This is a genomic window from Deltaproteobacteria bacterium, from assembly GCA_016183175.1.
GTDB lineage: Bacteria > UBA10199 > UBA10199 > UBA10199 > SBBF01 > JACPFC01.
In genome coordinates this window covers 12,964-27,546 of sequence record JACPFC010000039.1, presented here as the reverse complement: position 1 = coordinate 27,546, position 14,583 = coordinate 12,964, and the positions used below count along the sequence as shown (strand labels likewise).

At 54.5% G+C, this 14,583-nt stretch carries 15 protein-coding genes; 7 read left to right on the top strand and 8 right to left on the bottom strand.

Features of this window, described 5'->3' with window-relative positions:
- Window positions 1-559: 559 nt before the first annotated feature.
- Window positions 560-1,114, top strand: a complete 555-nt coding sequence (locus tag HYU99_04830; GenBank protein MBI2339676.1) for a hypothetical protein — start codon at window positions 560-562, stop codon at window positions 1,112-1,114.
- A 4-nt stretch (window positions 1,115-1,118) separates the two neighbouring features.
- Here HYU99_04830 and HYU99_04825 read toward each other — a convergent pair whose 3' ends face one another.
- On the bottom strand, window positions 1,119-2,303 hold the full coding sequence (locus HYU99_04825; protein ID MBI2339675.1) for a hypothetical protein: 1,185 nt from the start codon (window positions 2,301-2,303) through the stop codon (window positions 1,119-1,121).
- Window positions 2,304-2,387: 84 nt separating this feature from the next.
- On the opposite strand from HYU99_04825, the gene HYU99_04820 reads away from it, so the two are divergent.
- Window positions 2,388-2,810: a hypothetical protein gene (locus tag HYU99_04820; GenBank protein MBI2339674.1), complete on the top strand. Its 423-nt coding sequence runs from the start codon at window positions 2,388-2,390 to the stop codon at window positions 2,808-2,810.
- A 2-nt stretch (window positions 2,811-2,812) separates the two neighbouring features.
- On the opposite strand, the gene HYU99_04815 is transcribed toward HYU99_04820, so the two are convergent.
- Window positions 2,813-3,301: a DUF4442 domain-containing protein gene (locus HYU99_04815; protein ID MBI2339673.1), complete on the bottom strand. Its 489-nt coding sequence runs from the start codon at window positions 3,299-3,301 to the stop codon at window positions 2,813-2,815.
- Window positions 3,302-3,344: 43 nt separating this feature from the next.
- Between HYU99_04815 and HYU99_04810 the strand changes: the two genes are divergently transcribed.
- Entirely contained in the window at window positions 3,345-4,241 is an 897-nt protein-coding gene (locus HYU99_04810) for a 50S ribosomal protein L11 methyltransferase (protein ID MBI2339672.1), read from the top strand.
- Window positions 4,242-4,243: 2 nt separating this feature from the next.
- Here the strand turns inward: HYU99_04810 and HYU99_04805 are convergent, their stop codons facing one another.
- Complete coding sequence (locus HYU99_04805; protein ID MBI2339671.1) at window positions 4,244-4,660, bottom strand: peptide chain release factor-like protein; 417 nt, start codon at window positions 4,658-4,660, stop codon at window positions 4,244-4,246.
- A 64-nt stretch (window positions 4,661-4,724) separates the two neighbouring features.
- Here HYU99_04805 and HYU99_04800 point away from each other — a divergent pair, with 64 nt between their 5' ends.
- The 3 genes from HYU99_04800 to HYU99_04790 all read left to right on the top strand — a co-directional run bounded on the left by HYU99_04800 (window position 4,725) and on the right by HYU99_04790 (window position 7,130).
- The gene (locus HYU99_04800) at window positions 4,725-5,129 is read left to right on the top strand and encodes a zf-TFIIB domain-containing protein (GenBank protein ID MBI2339670.1); all 405 of its coding nucleotides are present in this window, start codon (window positions 4,725-4,727) and stop codon (window positions 5,127-5,129) included.
- Between the two features lie 45 nt (window positions 5,130-5,174).
- A complete protein-coding gene (locus HYU99_04795) occupies window positions 5,175-5,732 on the top strand; it encodes a LemA family protein (protein ID MBI2339669.1) in 558 nt (185 codons plus the stop codon).
- Window positions 5,733-5,912: 180 nt separating this feature from the next.
- Complete coding sequence (locus HYU99_04790) at window positions 5,913-7,130, top strand: M48 family metallopeptidase (GenBank protein MBI2339668.1); 1,218 nt, start codon at window positions 5,913-5,915, stop codon at window positions 7,128-7,130.
- On the opposite strand, the gene HYU99_04785 is transcribed toward HYU99_04790, so the two are convergent.
- Window positions 7,127-7,318 (bottom strand): hypothetical protein, encoded by a 192-nt coding sequence (locus HYU99_04785; protein MBI2339667.1) that lies wholly within the window; start codon window positions 7,316-7,318, stop codon window positions 7,127-7,129. The genes HYU99_04790 and HYU99_04785 overlap by 4 nt on opposite strands.
- Complete coding sequence (locus tag HYU99_04780; GenBank protein MBI2339666.1) at window positions 7,293-8,009, bottom strand: hypothetical protein; 717 nt, start codon at window positions 8,007-8,009, stop codon at window positions 7,293-7,295. Before HYU99_04780 ends, HYU99_04785 begins: the two co-directional genes overlap by 26 nt.
- Window positions 8,010-8,132: 123 nt before the next feature.
- Between HYU99_04780 and HYU99_04775 the strand changes: the two genes are divergently transcribed.
- The gene (locus tag HYU99_04775; protein MBI2339665.1) at window positions 8,133-9,359 is read left to right on the top strand and encodes a hypothetical protein; all 1,227 of its coding nucleotides are present in this window, start codon (window positions 8,133-8,135) and stop codon (window positions 9,357-9,359) included.
- On the opposite strand, the gene HYU99_04770 is transcribed toward HYU99_04775, so the two are convergent.
- The 3 genes from HYU99_04770 to HYU99_04760 all read right to left on the bottom strand — a co-directional run bounded on the left by HYU99_04770 (window position 9,356) and on the right by HYU99_04760 (window position 14,536).
- Complete coding sequence (locus HYU99_04770) at window positions 9,356-10,513, bottom strand: hypothetical protein (GenBank protein MBI2339664.1); 1,158 nt, start codon at window positions 10,511-10,513, stop codon at window positions 9,356-9,358. The genes HYU99_04775 and HYU99_04770 overlap by 4 nt on opposite strands.
- Before the next feature lies 1 nt (window position 10,514).
- Entirely contained in the window at window positions 10,515-11,630 is a 1,116-nt protein-coding gene (locus tag HYU99_04765) for a YncE family protein (GenBank protein MBI2339663.1), read from the bottom strand.
- Between the two features lie 92 nt (window positions 11,631-11,722).
- A complete protein-coding gene (locus HYU99_04760; protein ID MBI2339662.1) occupies window positions 11,723-14,536 on the bottom strand; it encodes a pyruvate, phosphate dikinase in 2,814 nt (937 codons plus the stop codon).
- Between the last annotated feature and the right edge of the window lie 47 nt (window positions 14,537-14,583).

Here is a 14,583-nt window from a genome sequence, read left to right as displayed (position 1 = left end):
CTTTAAAATATATGTCCAAATATACTTTAAATAACGGCATTGTCAAGGGCCGTAATCCAAGGCTGTAATCTCCAGCCCGGTCCGACCAAAATCAACGAGTTTCTCGAGGCGATGAATCCGAAGGCGCGGTTTGTGATTGATGTGGTGGAGTCGTAACTCGTTGAATTCTTTCCAAAACCACTCCATCTTGCACAAATGCGCACAAGCCATTGAAAATATTTGAAAAAAGGACGCAACTTTTTTTGACATGTGCCGATAAAAGTCTGTTAACGGTTTACAGATGGCGGATAAAAAAGGGGACTGGGGTGCGCCCCTGGGTCTGGACAGATAGGGTGAGGATATGAGAGGGGTTGACCGGTTTTGGAAAAGTTGATCAAGACAAAGCAACCATTATCATTAGTGCCCTTTTTGGATTTGAAGAGGCGAAAATAGCAAATCCATCAGAGGAGCAAATTCAAGAGGTTGAATCTCTAAGACAGTCCATGGGCTTATAACAAGGGAGTATTTTACGAGCGATTACGGCACATCCGGTTCAATCGGCATCCTTCCCGCCTATGCCTTGCGGCAAGATGCATTGGGTTATGACCCTTATCCGGCGATCGATATCAATTCGACGGCGGCTCTTGGCGATTTCGATTTGGAACGGGTCCAGCTCTCTTTAAATACCCGTGAGTATGGCGACTATTTCTCCTCCCTGAATAATTTTTGGGATTTTTTCTCTGAGGCCAAAAGGGCCCCTTTTACTCCAGCCGGTGGCGTCAGGGCCCGCCTGGATATAGCGGAGTTCAACAGCGGATTGGGTCTAACTGTTGCAACTGCAGGTTCCTATGATCCGTTGCAACTCATTGGCGGACTGGTAATGCTTAGGCGTTTGGGCTTCAACGAAGAGGGTCTCACTGAATTTGCTGTCCAATCTTCGGTTGGTGCGTGGGGTCAGGCGGAAGTGAGTATCAACTTTGGTGAAGCCGCCAGTCTGAATTTCAGCCTTAATCCCGATGGCAAAAATTTGGTTTTTGTCTTGGAAGATCCTGCCGCACGCGACACGCTGACGCCCGGGGCCAAGACGTTCCTGATCCTCAACCCCGCCCTGCGAGTTGAATGGTCGCTGGAGTAGTAGATCATAAACCCAATTCCCGGTTGTCAAACGGGGCCTCGCGGTCAAAATCAGGCCGGTAGGTCTCCGAACTCTCCAGTTCCTGAACCCAACCGTTCTCTAATCCATATTTATCGAGCAGATCCAAAACCGCGTCATACTCCGATGATCGAATTTTGCGGGAGAGGAGAGGTATCCGCTCGGCTTTGTTTGTCGGGTAATACTGCGCCATGACGCTGATGGTGACCTCGCGGGAAATTTCCTCCGCCAAAAATTTCAGCGAGGCCTCACTTCCCCCGATGTCGTTCGGCAGAATCAAATGCCGGACAATCAGGCCGCGGCGGGCAAGGCCGTTTTCGTCCAATTCCAGATTCCCGACCTGACGGTACATCTCTTTGATTGCCCTCTGGCTGATTTGGACATAATCGCGCGCCTGGGAATATTTGATGGCCGTCAAATCGTCGGCGTATTTGATGTCGGGCAGATAGATGTCGATGATACCATCCAGGAGTTTGAGCGTCTCGATATCGTCATACGCATTCGTGTTGTAAACCAGCGGTACCTTCAATCCGTTGTCGCAGGCAATCGCGATGGCCTCCACCATTTGAGCCGCAAAGTGGGAGGGGCTGACGAAATTGATATTGTGGCATCCCTGATTTTGGAGGGCGATCATCCGGTTGGCCAGTTCCTCCACCGTCATTTCATTTTTTCGGGCGATCCGCAGGAACGGGTCCTGCCGCCTGCGGGTCTCCCGCTCGTCCTCGGCGGAGCGGGTGGCCGAGGCGGGGCCCCCAGCCGCCCGGAGCGGCAGGGCCCCACTGGGGGATGGGTGACGCGAGGACGGATGGGGGTTGCCTCGGACAGGACCCGCTCCGCCTGCGGCGCGATCGGGAGCCACACCGAAGGCGTCACCCGTTCCTGTTTCTGATCGCGGGTGACTGATCTGCCAGTTTTGGCAGTAGACACAGCGAAGGTTGCAACTGCCGAAAAAGATATTCCCCGCCCCGTTTTTGCCAACCAACGCCGGTTCTTCGCCAAAATGGGCCACAGTGGAAGCAACCAGCGGATTACGCCCTGACCGGCAAAAGCCTTCCACTTCGTTCCATCGGTCAGCCAGACAATGCCGCGGGCAGACAGCGCAGGAGCGGAGGCGATCCTGCAAGTGTCTGAGTTTGCCGGTCTGATGCAAAATTTGGTACGAAAATTGCATAGCCCTCATTGTTCGAAGACATCTTATCCACTTAACAAATCGGTGTCGAGGTTGTAATATATACCTTCTTAAAAAGGAGGAGTTATGAAAAAAATCATTTCTTTTATCGCTGTTGTTCTCATGCTCGGCGTTATTGGCGCCGTGTGGGCCATTGAGGCCAAGGATGTGGTGGGTGAATGGTCTATGGATGCGGAAAAATCCGCAGGCGCCCCCGATGGCAACGTCGCCGGCCTGATGAGCAAGGTGACGATAAAGAGCGACGGCACTTTCGAGGCGATGTACGGCACAAAGGGAAAATGGAAAAGCGAGGGGGGCAAAGTGTTGGTCACCTATGACAACAGCGCCCGGTCCGGTGAAGAAGCCTCGATGGACGGAACATTCCTGAAATTTCCCTCTCCGGCGATGGCGGGGCAATTTTGCTACCTGAAAAAAGGGGGGGAAAAGGCCGCTTCAGCGCCTGCGGCGACATCACCGGCACCGTCGGATGCGGCAAAGTCGGGGTATTAAATTCATTCCGCCGCCTTAACGGAAATTGTCAGGGCAAATTTGGCGACTGCTTCGTCGCCGGTTTTCTTTGGAGTGGTGGCCCAGAGGGCGACGGTTGTGTGCACCCTTTTTTTGGTGCGAACGGTTTCTGCCACGGCCTCCGCCACCTTTTTGCCCTCCTCGCACATGAAGTGAACATCCGAGAGGGCCAGTTTTAAAAAGTCGGCCTTGAAATCCTTGAAAATGAAATTGACCTTCTTGCCGGAGAGCCGAATTGCCTCCAGCACAAAAACCCCCGCCGCCAAATCGGCGCCAATGCAAAGGGCGCCGAAGTACATGCTCTTGACATGGTTGCGGGTAAAGTAGTTTAGCGGTATGACCACCTCGGCGCGTTTGTCGTTTACCTCGACAATGGACGGGCGGCAGTAAAAAATCAGGGGGATTTTAAAAAGTCCAAAAAGCCGCATCTGAAGGGTTTGCTTCACAAGGGTCCAACGGTGGGCGAGGAGCATGGGGTAAGAGTACTGTGATGAAGGGGCCAAATGCAATTAAAAAATGAATGACCATTCATTTTCATCCTATCATGTTGTGAGCTTGGATCTGGAGCGCGAAGCCCTGGATCTGACCGAGGCGGTTCTCTATTCGCATGGGTGCCTGGGCCTCGAGGAAATGGAGGCGGGCGCGGGGGCGATCCGCCTGAAAACCTACTTTGACGATCGTGAACCACTCTCCCAATTTGTGTCAAAGCTCTCGGCTCTCCTCCCGCAGGCGGAGAATGTTCAGGGGACAACGATTTCTTTAAATGACATCCGTTTTCAGGCGCAGACCTTCGAGCCGATTGAGCTGGTTCCTGATGTTTGGATCGTCCCCCCCGATGACATGCCGACAGAGACAAAGGTCAAATCGGGACGAAAAATTGTCATCCGTCCCGGCGCCGCCTTCGGCACTGGCCGGCACGAGAGTACGCAGTTGGCGGCGGAGATGCTCGAGGAAATATGCGAGCGGCATAACTCCCCCCAGCCCCCTCTTGACTCAAGAGGGGGAGATCAAGGAGTAGAATCATTACTAGACATCGGGACCGGTAGCGGCATTTTGGCCATCCATGCGCGCAAACTGGGAATCCCGCGTGTCGAGGCGGTTGAAATCGACGAACTGGCCTGCATCAACGCACGGGAAAATTTTGCGCTCAATGGATGCGGTGATTTGTTGCTTTTTCCCGATCTGTCTCAGGTAAGGGGCCCCTTTGACGTAATTGTGGCCAACATTGTCACGCCGACAATCATTCAACTTAAAGAAACGATGAAACGGTTTTTAAAGGAAAACGGGGTGCTCATTCTGGCCGGGATCACCGATGCTGAAAGGGAACGGATCGAAGGGGCCTTTGTGGATTTTAAATTTCTGAACCGGACACAAAAAAAAGAATGGCTCTGTTATGCCTATCGCCGGATTTAATCTTAGAATTCTTCCCTGTAAATCTTCCTCAGTTTCTTTTTATCCGACTGGTGTTTTTTGTTTTCAAGTATCTTTTCTTTCGCGCGGCGGGAGCGCTTGCGTTTCTGACGGCGGATTTTTTCGATCCGCATCCGCTCGGCCGATTTTTTCCCCTCGATCCGCCCGGCAATTTCGTCAACCAGGAGCCGCCGCGCCAAAAAGCGGTTCAGCGCCTGGGAACGGGTCTTCTGGCATCGGATTTCAATCCCTGTGGGGGGATGGATCAGTTGTACGCACGAAGAGGTTTTGTTGATCTTCTGGCCCCCGGCGCCGGAACCACGGATGAAATTTTCCACCAAATCCTCTTCCCGAACGTTGTATTTCTCCATCCGGGAGGCCAGATCGTGTTGTTTGGCGGGGCTTGTGGGAAATGCCGGCATGAGGACAGATATATCAGAAATCTCATTGATTGAAAGGGCTCTATCTATTATCCTCTAGCGGTTCATGAATTGTCCTGTTTGCAAAGAACCGATGGTGATTCTGGAACTTCACGAAGTCGAGGTGGACTATTGTGTTTCGTGCTTTGGTGTCTGGCTGGACGCCGGGGAGCTGGAATTATTGCTCGAAGGGGCCGCCGAAAAGGAGGCGCTTCTTCGGTCGTTTGAAAAGACCGGACGGGGAACCGAGAAAAAGAGAAAATGCCCCCGTTGTTTCAAAAAGATGAACAAGGTTTTATGTGTTGGGGAGGTTTGTCTCGACACTTGCCCCGACAATCACGGATTGTGGTTCGACAAGGGAGAATTGATGCAGGTGTTAAAAAGGGGAAAATTGGACAGCAATTCCAAGATACCAAAATTATTAAGCGAGATGTTCGCGAGCGAACAAAAATCCCCCCCAACCCCCCTTTGACAAAGGGGGGAGAGGGGGGATTTGAAACATAAAGGAGAAAACGTCATGGGAAAAATCGGATTGATTTTAATCGGTGTCGGCGTTCTGTTTCTTTTCTGGGTGATCGGTATTTTTAATGCGCTGGTCCGTCTGCGCAACCAGGTGAAAAACGCTTGGTCGCAGATCGATGTCCAGCTCAAACGGCGGCATGATTTGATCCCCAATCTTATCGAGACGACAAAGGGCTATATGAAGCACGAGCGCGAAACCCTCGAAAAGGTCACGGCGGCGCGGACGGCGGCGATGAGCGCCCAGAGCGTGGGGGAAAAGGCGCAGGCCGAGGGGATGTTGAGTGGCGTGTTGGGCCGGCTTTTTGCGGTGGCCGAGCAATACCCCGACCTCAAGGCCAATCAGAACTTTTTGGCCCTTCAGGAGGAACTGACCTCAACCGAGAACAAGATCGCCTTCGCCCGGCAGGGGTACAACGATCAGGTCCTTTTCTACAACAACAAAATCCAGATGTTTCCGTCGAATATCATCGCCGGGATGTTCGGCTTCGCCCAGCAGGAGTTCTTTGAAATCCAGGATCAGGCCGAAAAGGCGTTGCCGAAAGTGGCTTTTTAGTGAGCGAGGATCTGGCTTTGCCAGTCCGAGCAAACGGGGGGTAGGGTTCCCAAGCCGCGCCGCCAGTGGCGGATTAAGCGGCTTGGGAGCGGAATCAGTTTCCGCCCCCACCTCACTCGAACCGGTGGCGTTCGGTGGGGACCCCGGGCGCCAGCGGCAAAGCCCCCGATTTAATAGTCTATGTGGGAACTTGCCCGTTCCAACAAACGTAAATCCATTTTTCTGTTTGCCGGCATGCTTCTCCTGCTGGTTGGGCTGGGTTTTTTTGCCGGGGGGGCCTTCGATCCGCAGGCCGGGCCCTTTTTAGGGGTCACCCTGGCGATGTTTCTCTGGATCATCCAGCTGATCATCAGCTATTTTGCCGGGGGGAGCATCATGCTGGCCTTAAGCGGCGCCAAACCGGTCACCCGCGACATGCACCCCCGGTTGTTCAACATTGTTGAAGAAATGAAAATCGCCGCCAATCTTCCGGTCCTCCCCAAAATCTATGTCATTCCCGAGGAGGCGCCCAACGCCTTTGCCACCGGCAGAAATCCGCAAAAGAGCGCCGTCGCCGTCACGGCCGGGCTCCTCTCCCGCCTCAATCGCGACGAACTCCAGGGGGTCATCGCCCACGAGATGTCGCACGTCTTGAACCGGGATATTCTTTTCATGACGCTGGTGGGTGTTTCGCTGGGGAGCATCGTTCTCCTTTCAAACATCTTTTTAAGGGGAATGTTTCACAGCGGTTCATCATCCCGTTACCGTTCCCGGGGCAAGGGGGGCGGCCAGGCGGCGCTTATTTTTCTGGCCATCGCTATAGTGTTTGCCATTTTAAGCCCGATTATGGCCCAGCTTCTTTATTTTGCCATTTCGCGCCGGCGCGAGTATCTGGCCGACGCCACCGGTGTCCGCCTCACCCGTTATCCGGAAGGGTTGGCCTCGGCGCTGGAAAAAATGTCCAGGACGGACCTTGTGCTCTCCCGGGTCAACAAGGTGACGGCGGCGCTTTATATCGTGAATCCGCTGAAAAGAAAGGGAATGCAGTTGGCCGACCTGACAGCCACGCACCCGCCGATTTCGGAACGGATAAAAATTTTGAGAAGCCTCACTTACGGGGTGAATTTTGCCGCCTACCAGAAGGCCTTTGAATCGGTCCGCGGGAGGCCCGCGTCGTTGATCCCGAAAGGGGGGCTGTCCGACGCGGCGACGGTTGCCCTGCGCGCCCCCTCGAAGGATACCGGGCCTGTCGAACCGGTTCCCGCCCAGCGGATTGCCGGCGATCTCATTATGGCGGCAAGCGGTTTTACCTTTGTCACTTGTGCCTGCGGCCTCAAGATGAAAACCCCCCCCGACTTTCGCGGAAACTCTCTGCGCTGTCCCAAATGCGGGAAAGTCAATTCCGTAAATGCGGCCTAAAAAAGAGGCAGTTCCACCACCCGCGCCCGGATTTTTTCATCCCCTGCCTGAAATTCCTGTCCCGTCTGATTTGAAGCAAAAGGGATATATGCAAGGGCGAGGGGGCTTTTAAGCGTCGGTGAGAAAATACAGGAGGTGATTTTACCGGCCTCTTTTTCTCCGTCAAAAACAAGGGTGCCCGATTTCACCGGCCGGTCCGCATCGAGCTTGAGTCCCGAAAGAATTCTGTTCACATGTCCGCGATAGTGAAGCCGGGCGATTGTCTCCTGCCCCAGGTAACATCCCTTGTCGAAATGAAGCGCCCGGAAGCGCCCGGTCGAGGCGGCATTCCTGCGGGAGATTTTCCTCCGTGGCGTCGATGCCCACTTTGCAAACACCTTGCTCAACGCGGATGATCTCCTGCGTTTCCGGCGTGATGGCGGGCAGATTGGCCTGTTTCAGCCATGCGAGCAGTTTGTTTTTTTCCCCGGCGGGGACAAAAAGATCATGGCCCGGAAGACCGAGGCGATCGGATCTGAAAAAGGAAAAATGGACCGGTGTTGTTCCAAAGGCATGAACCAGAAAATATTTTGATGTCTCATCGCCGATTTCCACCCGCGAGAGCGGTGCAAATTTCCTTAAATGGTCGATCACTTTTTGCTCGCCGGGCTTGTCGATGATCAACAGGTAGTCGGCATCCCTCCGATAGACATACAGATCAGCCGCCACCTTTCCCTTTTGCGTCAGCAAAAGGTTGTAATTGCCCTCGCCCGGTTTCAGGCCGTTGATGTGGTTGGAAAGCTGGCCATGGAGAAGATGCCCCCCCTTTTCTCCCGTGATTCGGCAGAACACAACCGACGGTTCAAAGTAGCCGATGCTCGGCTTTATTGACTTTTCCACGCCATTCCTTTACATTTCCCTCTAGATGAAGCCAAGCTTTCTTGTATGCTTCACTTGGCAGTGAAGCACCACGAGTCGCATAATTTGCATACACCAAGCCATTGCAAATTGCCCAACAAAAATTTGGCGGCCTTCCTGGCGCTTTTCCTCTTCACTTCCTGCGGGTGGGATCCTTTTTTTGGCCTCTTTTCCGGCGGCGATGACGACGACTCCAACAATGTCCACGATATCAGCGGGAGTCCGTCGCCGGGGGCGCAGGATATCTACGCATCGGCCGATCTCTCGAATTTATGCGTCGACGACTCGGCCTGCGGCGCCCCCTACGACGAAATTCCCGATTCGTTCATCCGGACCGACGAACAGGAACCCCTTGACGACGACGTCTGCAACTTCGACTACGACCCGAATCTTATCTCCACTTTTGTCCTCAACGAGGTGAATGGATCGGTCAACGGTCTGGATCTTCTTCTCTCCCCGGAGGATCTTTTTTTCATCTCGTGGGTCTCGGTTCGGCAGAAAATCAATCCCTATTTTCTCCTTGGGGTCATGACGCAGGAGTCATCCGGAAACTGCGCGGCTGTCTCCACAGCGGGGGGTGAAGGGTGTTTTCAGATCACGAACTATTACGGACAGGCCCAGTTGAACGAAAGCTATCCCACTCGCGTTAATTACTGGTACTGGAGCAGTCGAAGCGGCGACGATTACCCCGACGACCTGTTTGTCGATCCCGAATCTTATTTTGGGGAAGAACCCGATGAGGACCAATACCGGCTCACCATCAATCCCACCGCCGGCGAGATCGACGGAGAGGAGGTTTCCAGCGTCGTGAATTTCAATTTTGGGATCGTCGCCTCGGCCCTCTATTACCAATGGCAACAGTACCTCCTGTATGATAGTTACGAGGAACTGTATGATGCCGCATCGGACCTTTTCCAAAGCGATGATGGCAAGGCCCTCTGGCAGGCGGCGGCCTATAACGGCGGCGCCTACGGCGCGGCAAACGCCCTCGAAGGAGCCGGCCAAGATTTTTTGAATGAAATGGGAAGCGAAACTTTAGCCTACGCCCCCGCTGTTGTCGATTACTGTAAGGAATATCAGTCTGGCACCCTTACCTACAATGCGTCCTATACCTCCGATGATCTCGACGCGATCATCGATTTGCTGTCCTACACCTATCCGCCCGATTCCGGAATTGACTGGCAGGCTGTGAAAGACGACGTGCATCAGGTCTTTTTTGAGGATGGAACGGCGGATTTGAGTTTTGTGGATGACATCAAAGCGGTTGTGTACGTGATTTCCACCCATGTTCCCGAACTGGCCCCCGAATGGCCGGAAGAGGATTCCATCTAGAACCGCCCATCCAGCTCGTCGCTGGCCACATCCGTGAAAACAAGATCGCCGCTTCCCGAGGCGGGAATATAGACGATCACGCCGTTTTCAGAAGAATCAGTCATGACCACCGGCGCTTCAAGAATCTCCGCAAGGGTTTCCAATGCCGTGGCCGTAAATGACGAAAGATTGCTCGCGATGGTGAGGAGTTCAACAATGCCATCCGCCTGTGGCACGTAGCCATAAAGAGTGCCGGCGGAGTCTTTGGTCAAAACAACCCCGCCGACAGCGGCGGAGATGCCGTTGCCTGAATTAATTTCCCCGTCAACCGCCGAATCATCGCCGACAGGAATGGCCGTCGAGGCGGCATAAGTGGTTGTGTCCACGGTTCTGACCAGAACCTGCTGGACGGTTGAATGTTTTGCCAGCAGAACCGTGCCGCTGTCGTTGGATTCAACCGAGATATCATTGGTGGGGATATCCAGATCGATTTCAGTCGTCGTCAAATCGTCCGTGTTGACGACGGTAATGACCTGGTCGTCGGCGGTGTCGATGGTATTGGCGATATAGAGCCGGTTGCCGTCCAGGCTCATCCGGTTGGGAGTTCCATCAACGGCTATCGCCGGCGCCGTCTCCGTGCCGTCGGCAGTGCTGAAAATCGAAAGACGGCCGGTTGTGGCATCGGTCACATACAGGCGACCGTTGGTCTCATCCACCGCCAAACCGCCCAACAGGTTTGCCGAGTCATCGGTCGTATCATCGCCATCGCCGACGATAATGGGAGAAAAAGAGGCCTCGGCAAACGTTGCTCCGTCGAAATCGAGGACAAGAATCCGGTTTGTCACATTATCGTCGTCATCATCGGCCTGAACGCCTGTAATGAAAAGTCTTGAGACGCCATCCACGTCGATGGCCGCCATCTGTGTCGGCGAAACGGGCAAAAGGTTGTGAATGGCGTCGTCATCATCGTCTTCCACAATCGGCTGATCGCCGATTTCGTCGATTGTGGAGGCGGTGAAGGCAAAGAGAACGCCGCCCGCCTCGGCCACAAAGAGGCGATCGTTGGTCGAGTCGATGGCTGTCAGAAGGGGATCGGTGAAGATTGATTCTTCTCCACTGCTTCCGCAGGCGGCAACACCAACCAAAAAAAGAAAAACGAAAAAGAAACGTTTCATATTATGGGAATGACGCTACAACCTCCAGTGTGTCGGCATTGATCACCGCAATCGTGTTTGAGCTGAAATTGGCGACAAAAACAAGATCGGCGCCCCCGAATGTTCCCACGGCAAGGCCGAACGGGTCTTTCCCCTCGTCAAAACCGGTGTCGTCGTCTTTCAGCGAGATGCGGTCTATTTCTTCAAAAAGGGTCAGGTCGACAACCGAGACGCTTCGGTCATCCGAATTGGCGACATAGGCGCGCCCGTTGGCTGTATCGACCGCAATGCCGTTTGGGCTTTCTCCCAGATCGATGATAGCAACCACCAGCTCCGAGTCGTCCACCTCTTCCGGCGCGGTGTCCGGATCGGTCAATCGTCCCGGATCGTAAACCCACAGGGCCGGGGGGTCGCCGTCGACGATATAAAGAAGAGTTCCATCGCCGGCAATGCCGCGTGAACTTAAAGAACCGGCGATTACATGCGAAACGGTGTTGGTGTCAAGGTCAACCACCAGGATTTTTCCGAGCCGGTTGGTGATGAAGGCCCGGTTGGTTGCCGTGTCAACCGCCACATGTTCCACATAGCTCGAGTCGGCGTCGTCGATGTCGGCCTCCTCGGCCACGGTCAGATCAACGGCGGCTGTAGAAGCGAGATCGGTGTTGAAAATATCCAGTTGATCGTCGCTGACCACCAAAACCGAGGAGCCGGATAGCGCAATGCCGAAGGGATTTTCACCGGTTGTCCCCGTGGCCGTCTCGGCAATGGAGCCGTTGCCGATGGTGAATTTTTTCACCTGATCGTTATCCGAATCATCCGGGCTTTCGCGAAAGGGGATATAGGCTTCGGTACCGTCAAAGGCGATCTGTCCGCCGAAACTGGGGGAAGCAACCATGGCGGTGGCGGTCAGGACCGGGGCATTCGGATCGGTTGCATCCACTGAAAGTGTGGCCAGTGTCCCCTCTTCAAAGAAAAAATCGACGTTGGAATTCACCACGATGATCTGGCTGTTGGCCGGATCGACGGCAATGGCGATGGGATTGGGGAGTTCCAGGTCCGCGGGATCGAGCGAGGTGTTGGCCGGGGGAAAGATGTCGTTCTCGGAGGCGCACCCTAAAAGACAAATTCCAAATCCCAAAATCCAAATTCCAAATAAATTCCAAAAAAACAAACTACTAATTTTCAATTTGAACTTTGAATCTTCGGTTTTGTCGCTTGTTTGGAATTTGATCATTGGTTTTTGGAATTTGTTTTAATCGCCGCCTGGGCGGCTGAAAGCCGGGCGATCGGCACACGGTATGGGGAACAGCTTACATAATCAAGCCCCGTTTCGTGGCAGAACTTGATCGACTGCGGTTCGCCGCCATGCTCGCCGCAGATCCCCATCTTGAGGTTCTTTTTGACCTTACGCCCCTTTTCGCCGGCAATCCTGATGAGAACCCCCACACCCCCCCGGTCGAGTATAACGAACGGGTCGTGTTCGAGAATGTGGTTTTCAACGTAAAACGGCAGGAATTTCTGGGCATCGTCGCGGGAGAGGCCGAAGGTGGTCTGCGTCAGGTCATTGGTGCCAAAACTGAAGAAGTCGGCATGTACTGCGATTTCGTCGGCCGTCACGGCGGCCCGCGGGAGTTCGATCATCGTTCCAATGAGGTAAGTCATTTTCACCTGTGCTTCGTCGATGACTTGCCGGCAAACGGCATCGACCTTTTCGCGCAAAATTTTCAATTCATTCATGTGCCCGACGAGCGGGATCATGATTTCGGGGACGAGCCTTAAATTTTCATTGCGGACCAGTTCGCAGGCAGACTCCATGATGGCGCGCGTCTGCATTTCGTAGATCTCCGGAAAGGTGATCCCCAGCCGGCATCCGCGGTGCCCCAGCATCGGGTTGGCCTCTTTGAGCGATTCGTTTTTGGCACTGATTTTTTCCACCGGGACCCTCAAGTTCGCGGCGATGGCCATCAGCTCCTCCTCGTGATGCGGCAGAAATTCATGCAGGGGAGGGTCGAGCAGACGGATGGTGACAGGCAACCCTTTCATCACGCGGAAAATCTCCTTAAAATCCCCTTTCTGCATGGGCAAAATCTTCGCCAGGGCGCGGTCGCGGTCGGCCTTTGTATCGGCCAGAATCATCTCCCGCACCGCCTCGATCCGGTCGGTTTCGAAAAACATATGTTCGGTTCGGCAGAGGCCGATCCCCTCGGCGCCGAAGTTGCGGGCCACCCGGGCATCGTTCGGCGTGTCGGCATTGGTGCGCACCTGAAGAACGCGGTAGCGGTCAACCCATTTCATGAGAGTTGCGAAATCTCCGGAGAGCTTCGGATCGGTGGTCGGCACGCGCCCCAGCATCACCTCTCCCGTGGAACCATTGAGCGTAATCCACTCCCCCTTCTTCACCCGGCGGCCGGAGCCTGGCAGACCGCCTCGGTCCGGTTGACGGCCGGAGCCAGGCTGGCGGGGGTCCGCCGTAAAATATTCGTCCACCTCGCTGATCCGGATCTCTCCGCAACCGGCGACACAGCATTTTCCCATCCCACGGGCCACCACCGCGGCGTGGCTTGTCATCCCGCCGCGAGCGGTCAAGATCCCTTCCGCCATGTTCATGCCGTGAATGTCTTCCGGAGATGTTTCGGTGCGTACCAGAATAACCTTTTCACCCCGCCCAGCGGCGGCGACGGCATCTTCGGCATTAAAAACAACCGCTCCGGAAGCGGCCCCCGGCGATGCGGGAAGCCCCTTGGTGATGATTTCTTTCTTGGCCTTGGGGTCGAGGGTGGGATGAAGCAACTGGTCAAGCTGGTTTGGATCGATGCGGCCGATCGCCTCCTTGACGCTGATCTTTTTTTCTTTGACCAGATCGATGGCGATTTTAATGGCCGCCTGTGCGGTTCTCTTGCCGTTCCTTGTCTGGAGCATCCAGAGTTTTTTGTTCTGAACGGTAAACTCGATATCCTGCATGTCGCGGTAGTGAGACTCGAGTTTCCGGTAAATCTTGACAAGCCGGCGGTAACATTCCGGAAGCGTCTCTTCCATGGAGGGGAGATTGACGCCGTTTTTTTGTCTGGCTTCAATGTTTATTGGTTGCGGCGTTCGGATACCCGCCACCACATCCTCCCCCTGCGCGTTGATCAGGTATTCGCCGAAAAACCTTTTTTCACCGGTGGAGGGGTCGCGCGTGAAGGCGACGCCGGTGGCGCAGTCGTTCCCCATATTTCCGAAAACCATCGCCTGAACGTTCACTGCCGTCCCCCAGTGGGAGGGGATGTTGTGAATCCGCCGGTATTCCACCGCCCGTTTGGTCATCCACGACCCGAACACCGCGCCGATCGCCCCCCAGAGCTGTTCCACGGGATCATCGGGAAAGTCGCGCCCCAGATTTTCGCGGATTTTGGCCCTGAATTTTTCGATCAGCTCCTTCCAGTCATCGGCGGTCAGTTCGGTGTCCAGCTTGACACTACGGCTTTCCTTTTTCTGTTCGATAAGGCGTTCCAGCGCCTGCGAGTCCATCCCCATCACGACATCCGAGTACATCTGGATGAAACGGCGGTAGCTGTCGTAGGCAAAACGGGGATTTCCGGACGCCCGGGCAATCCCCTCCGTGACCGTCTCGTTTAGGCCGAGATTCAGAATGGTGTCCATCATCCCCGGCATGCTGGCCCGCGCGCCGGAACGGACCGAAAGAAGGAGCGGATTTTTCGGGTCGCCGAAACGGAGACCCACGGGGCTAGCCCCCATCGTTTTTTCGATTTTGGCGAGGTTGGCCTCCACCTCTTCGCGAAGGCCGGAGGGATAACGCTTGTCGTTTTCGTAAAAAGCGGTGCAGACCTCGGTGGTGATGGTGAATCCGGGGGGGACGGGGATGCTTAAGTTTACCATTTCGGCCAGATTGGCCCCCTTGCCCCCCAGAAGATTTTTCATCGAGGCATTGCCGTCGGCTTTTCCATCGCCGAAGAAATAGACGAATTTCTTTTTACGACTACCCGGTTTTTTTGTTTTTTTGGATTTTTTTAAAGTCATTTCGAGGTTGCTGTTTTCAAACATATAATTGTAGGGGCGCGGCTTGCCGCGCCCTTGTCGGGCAGGGCAAG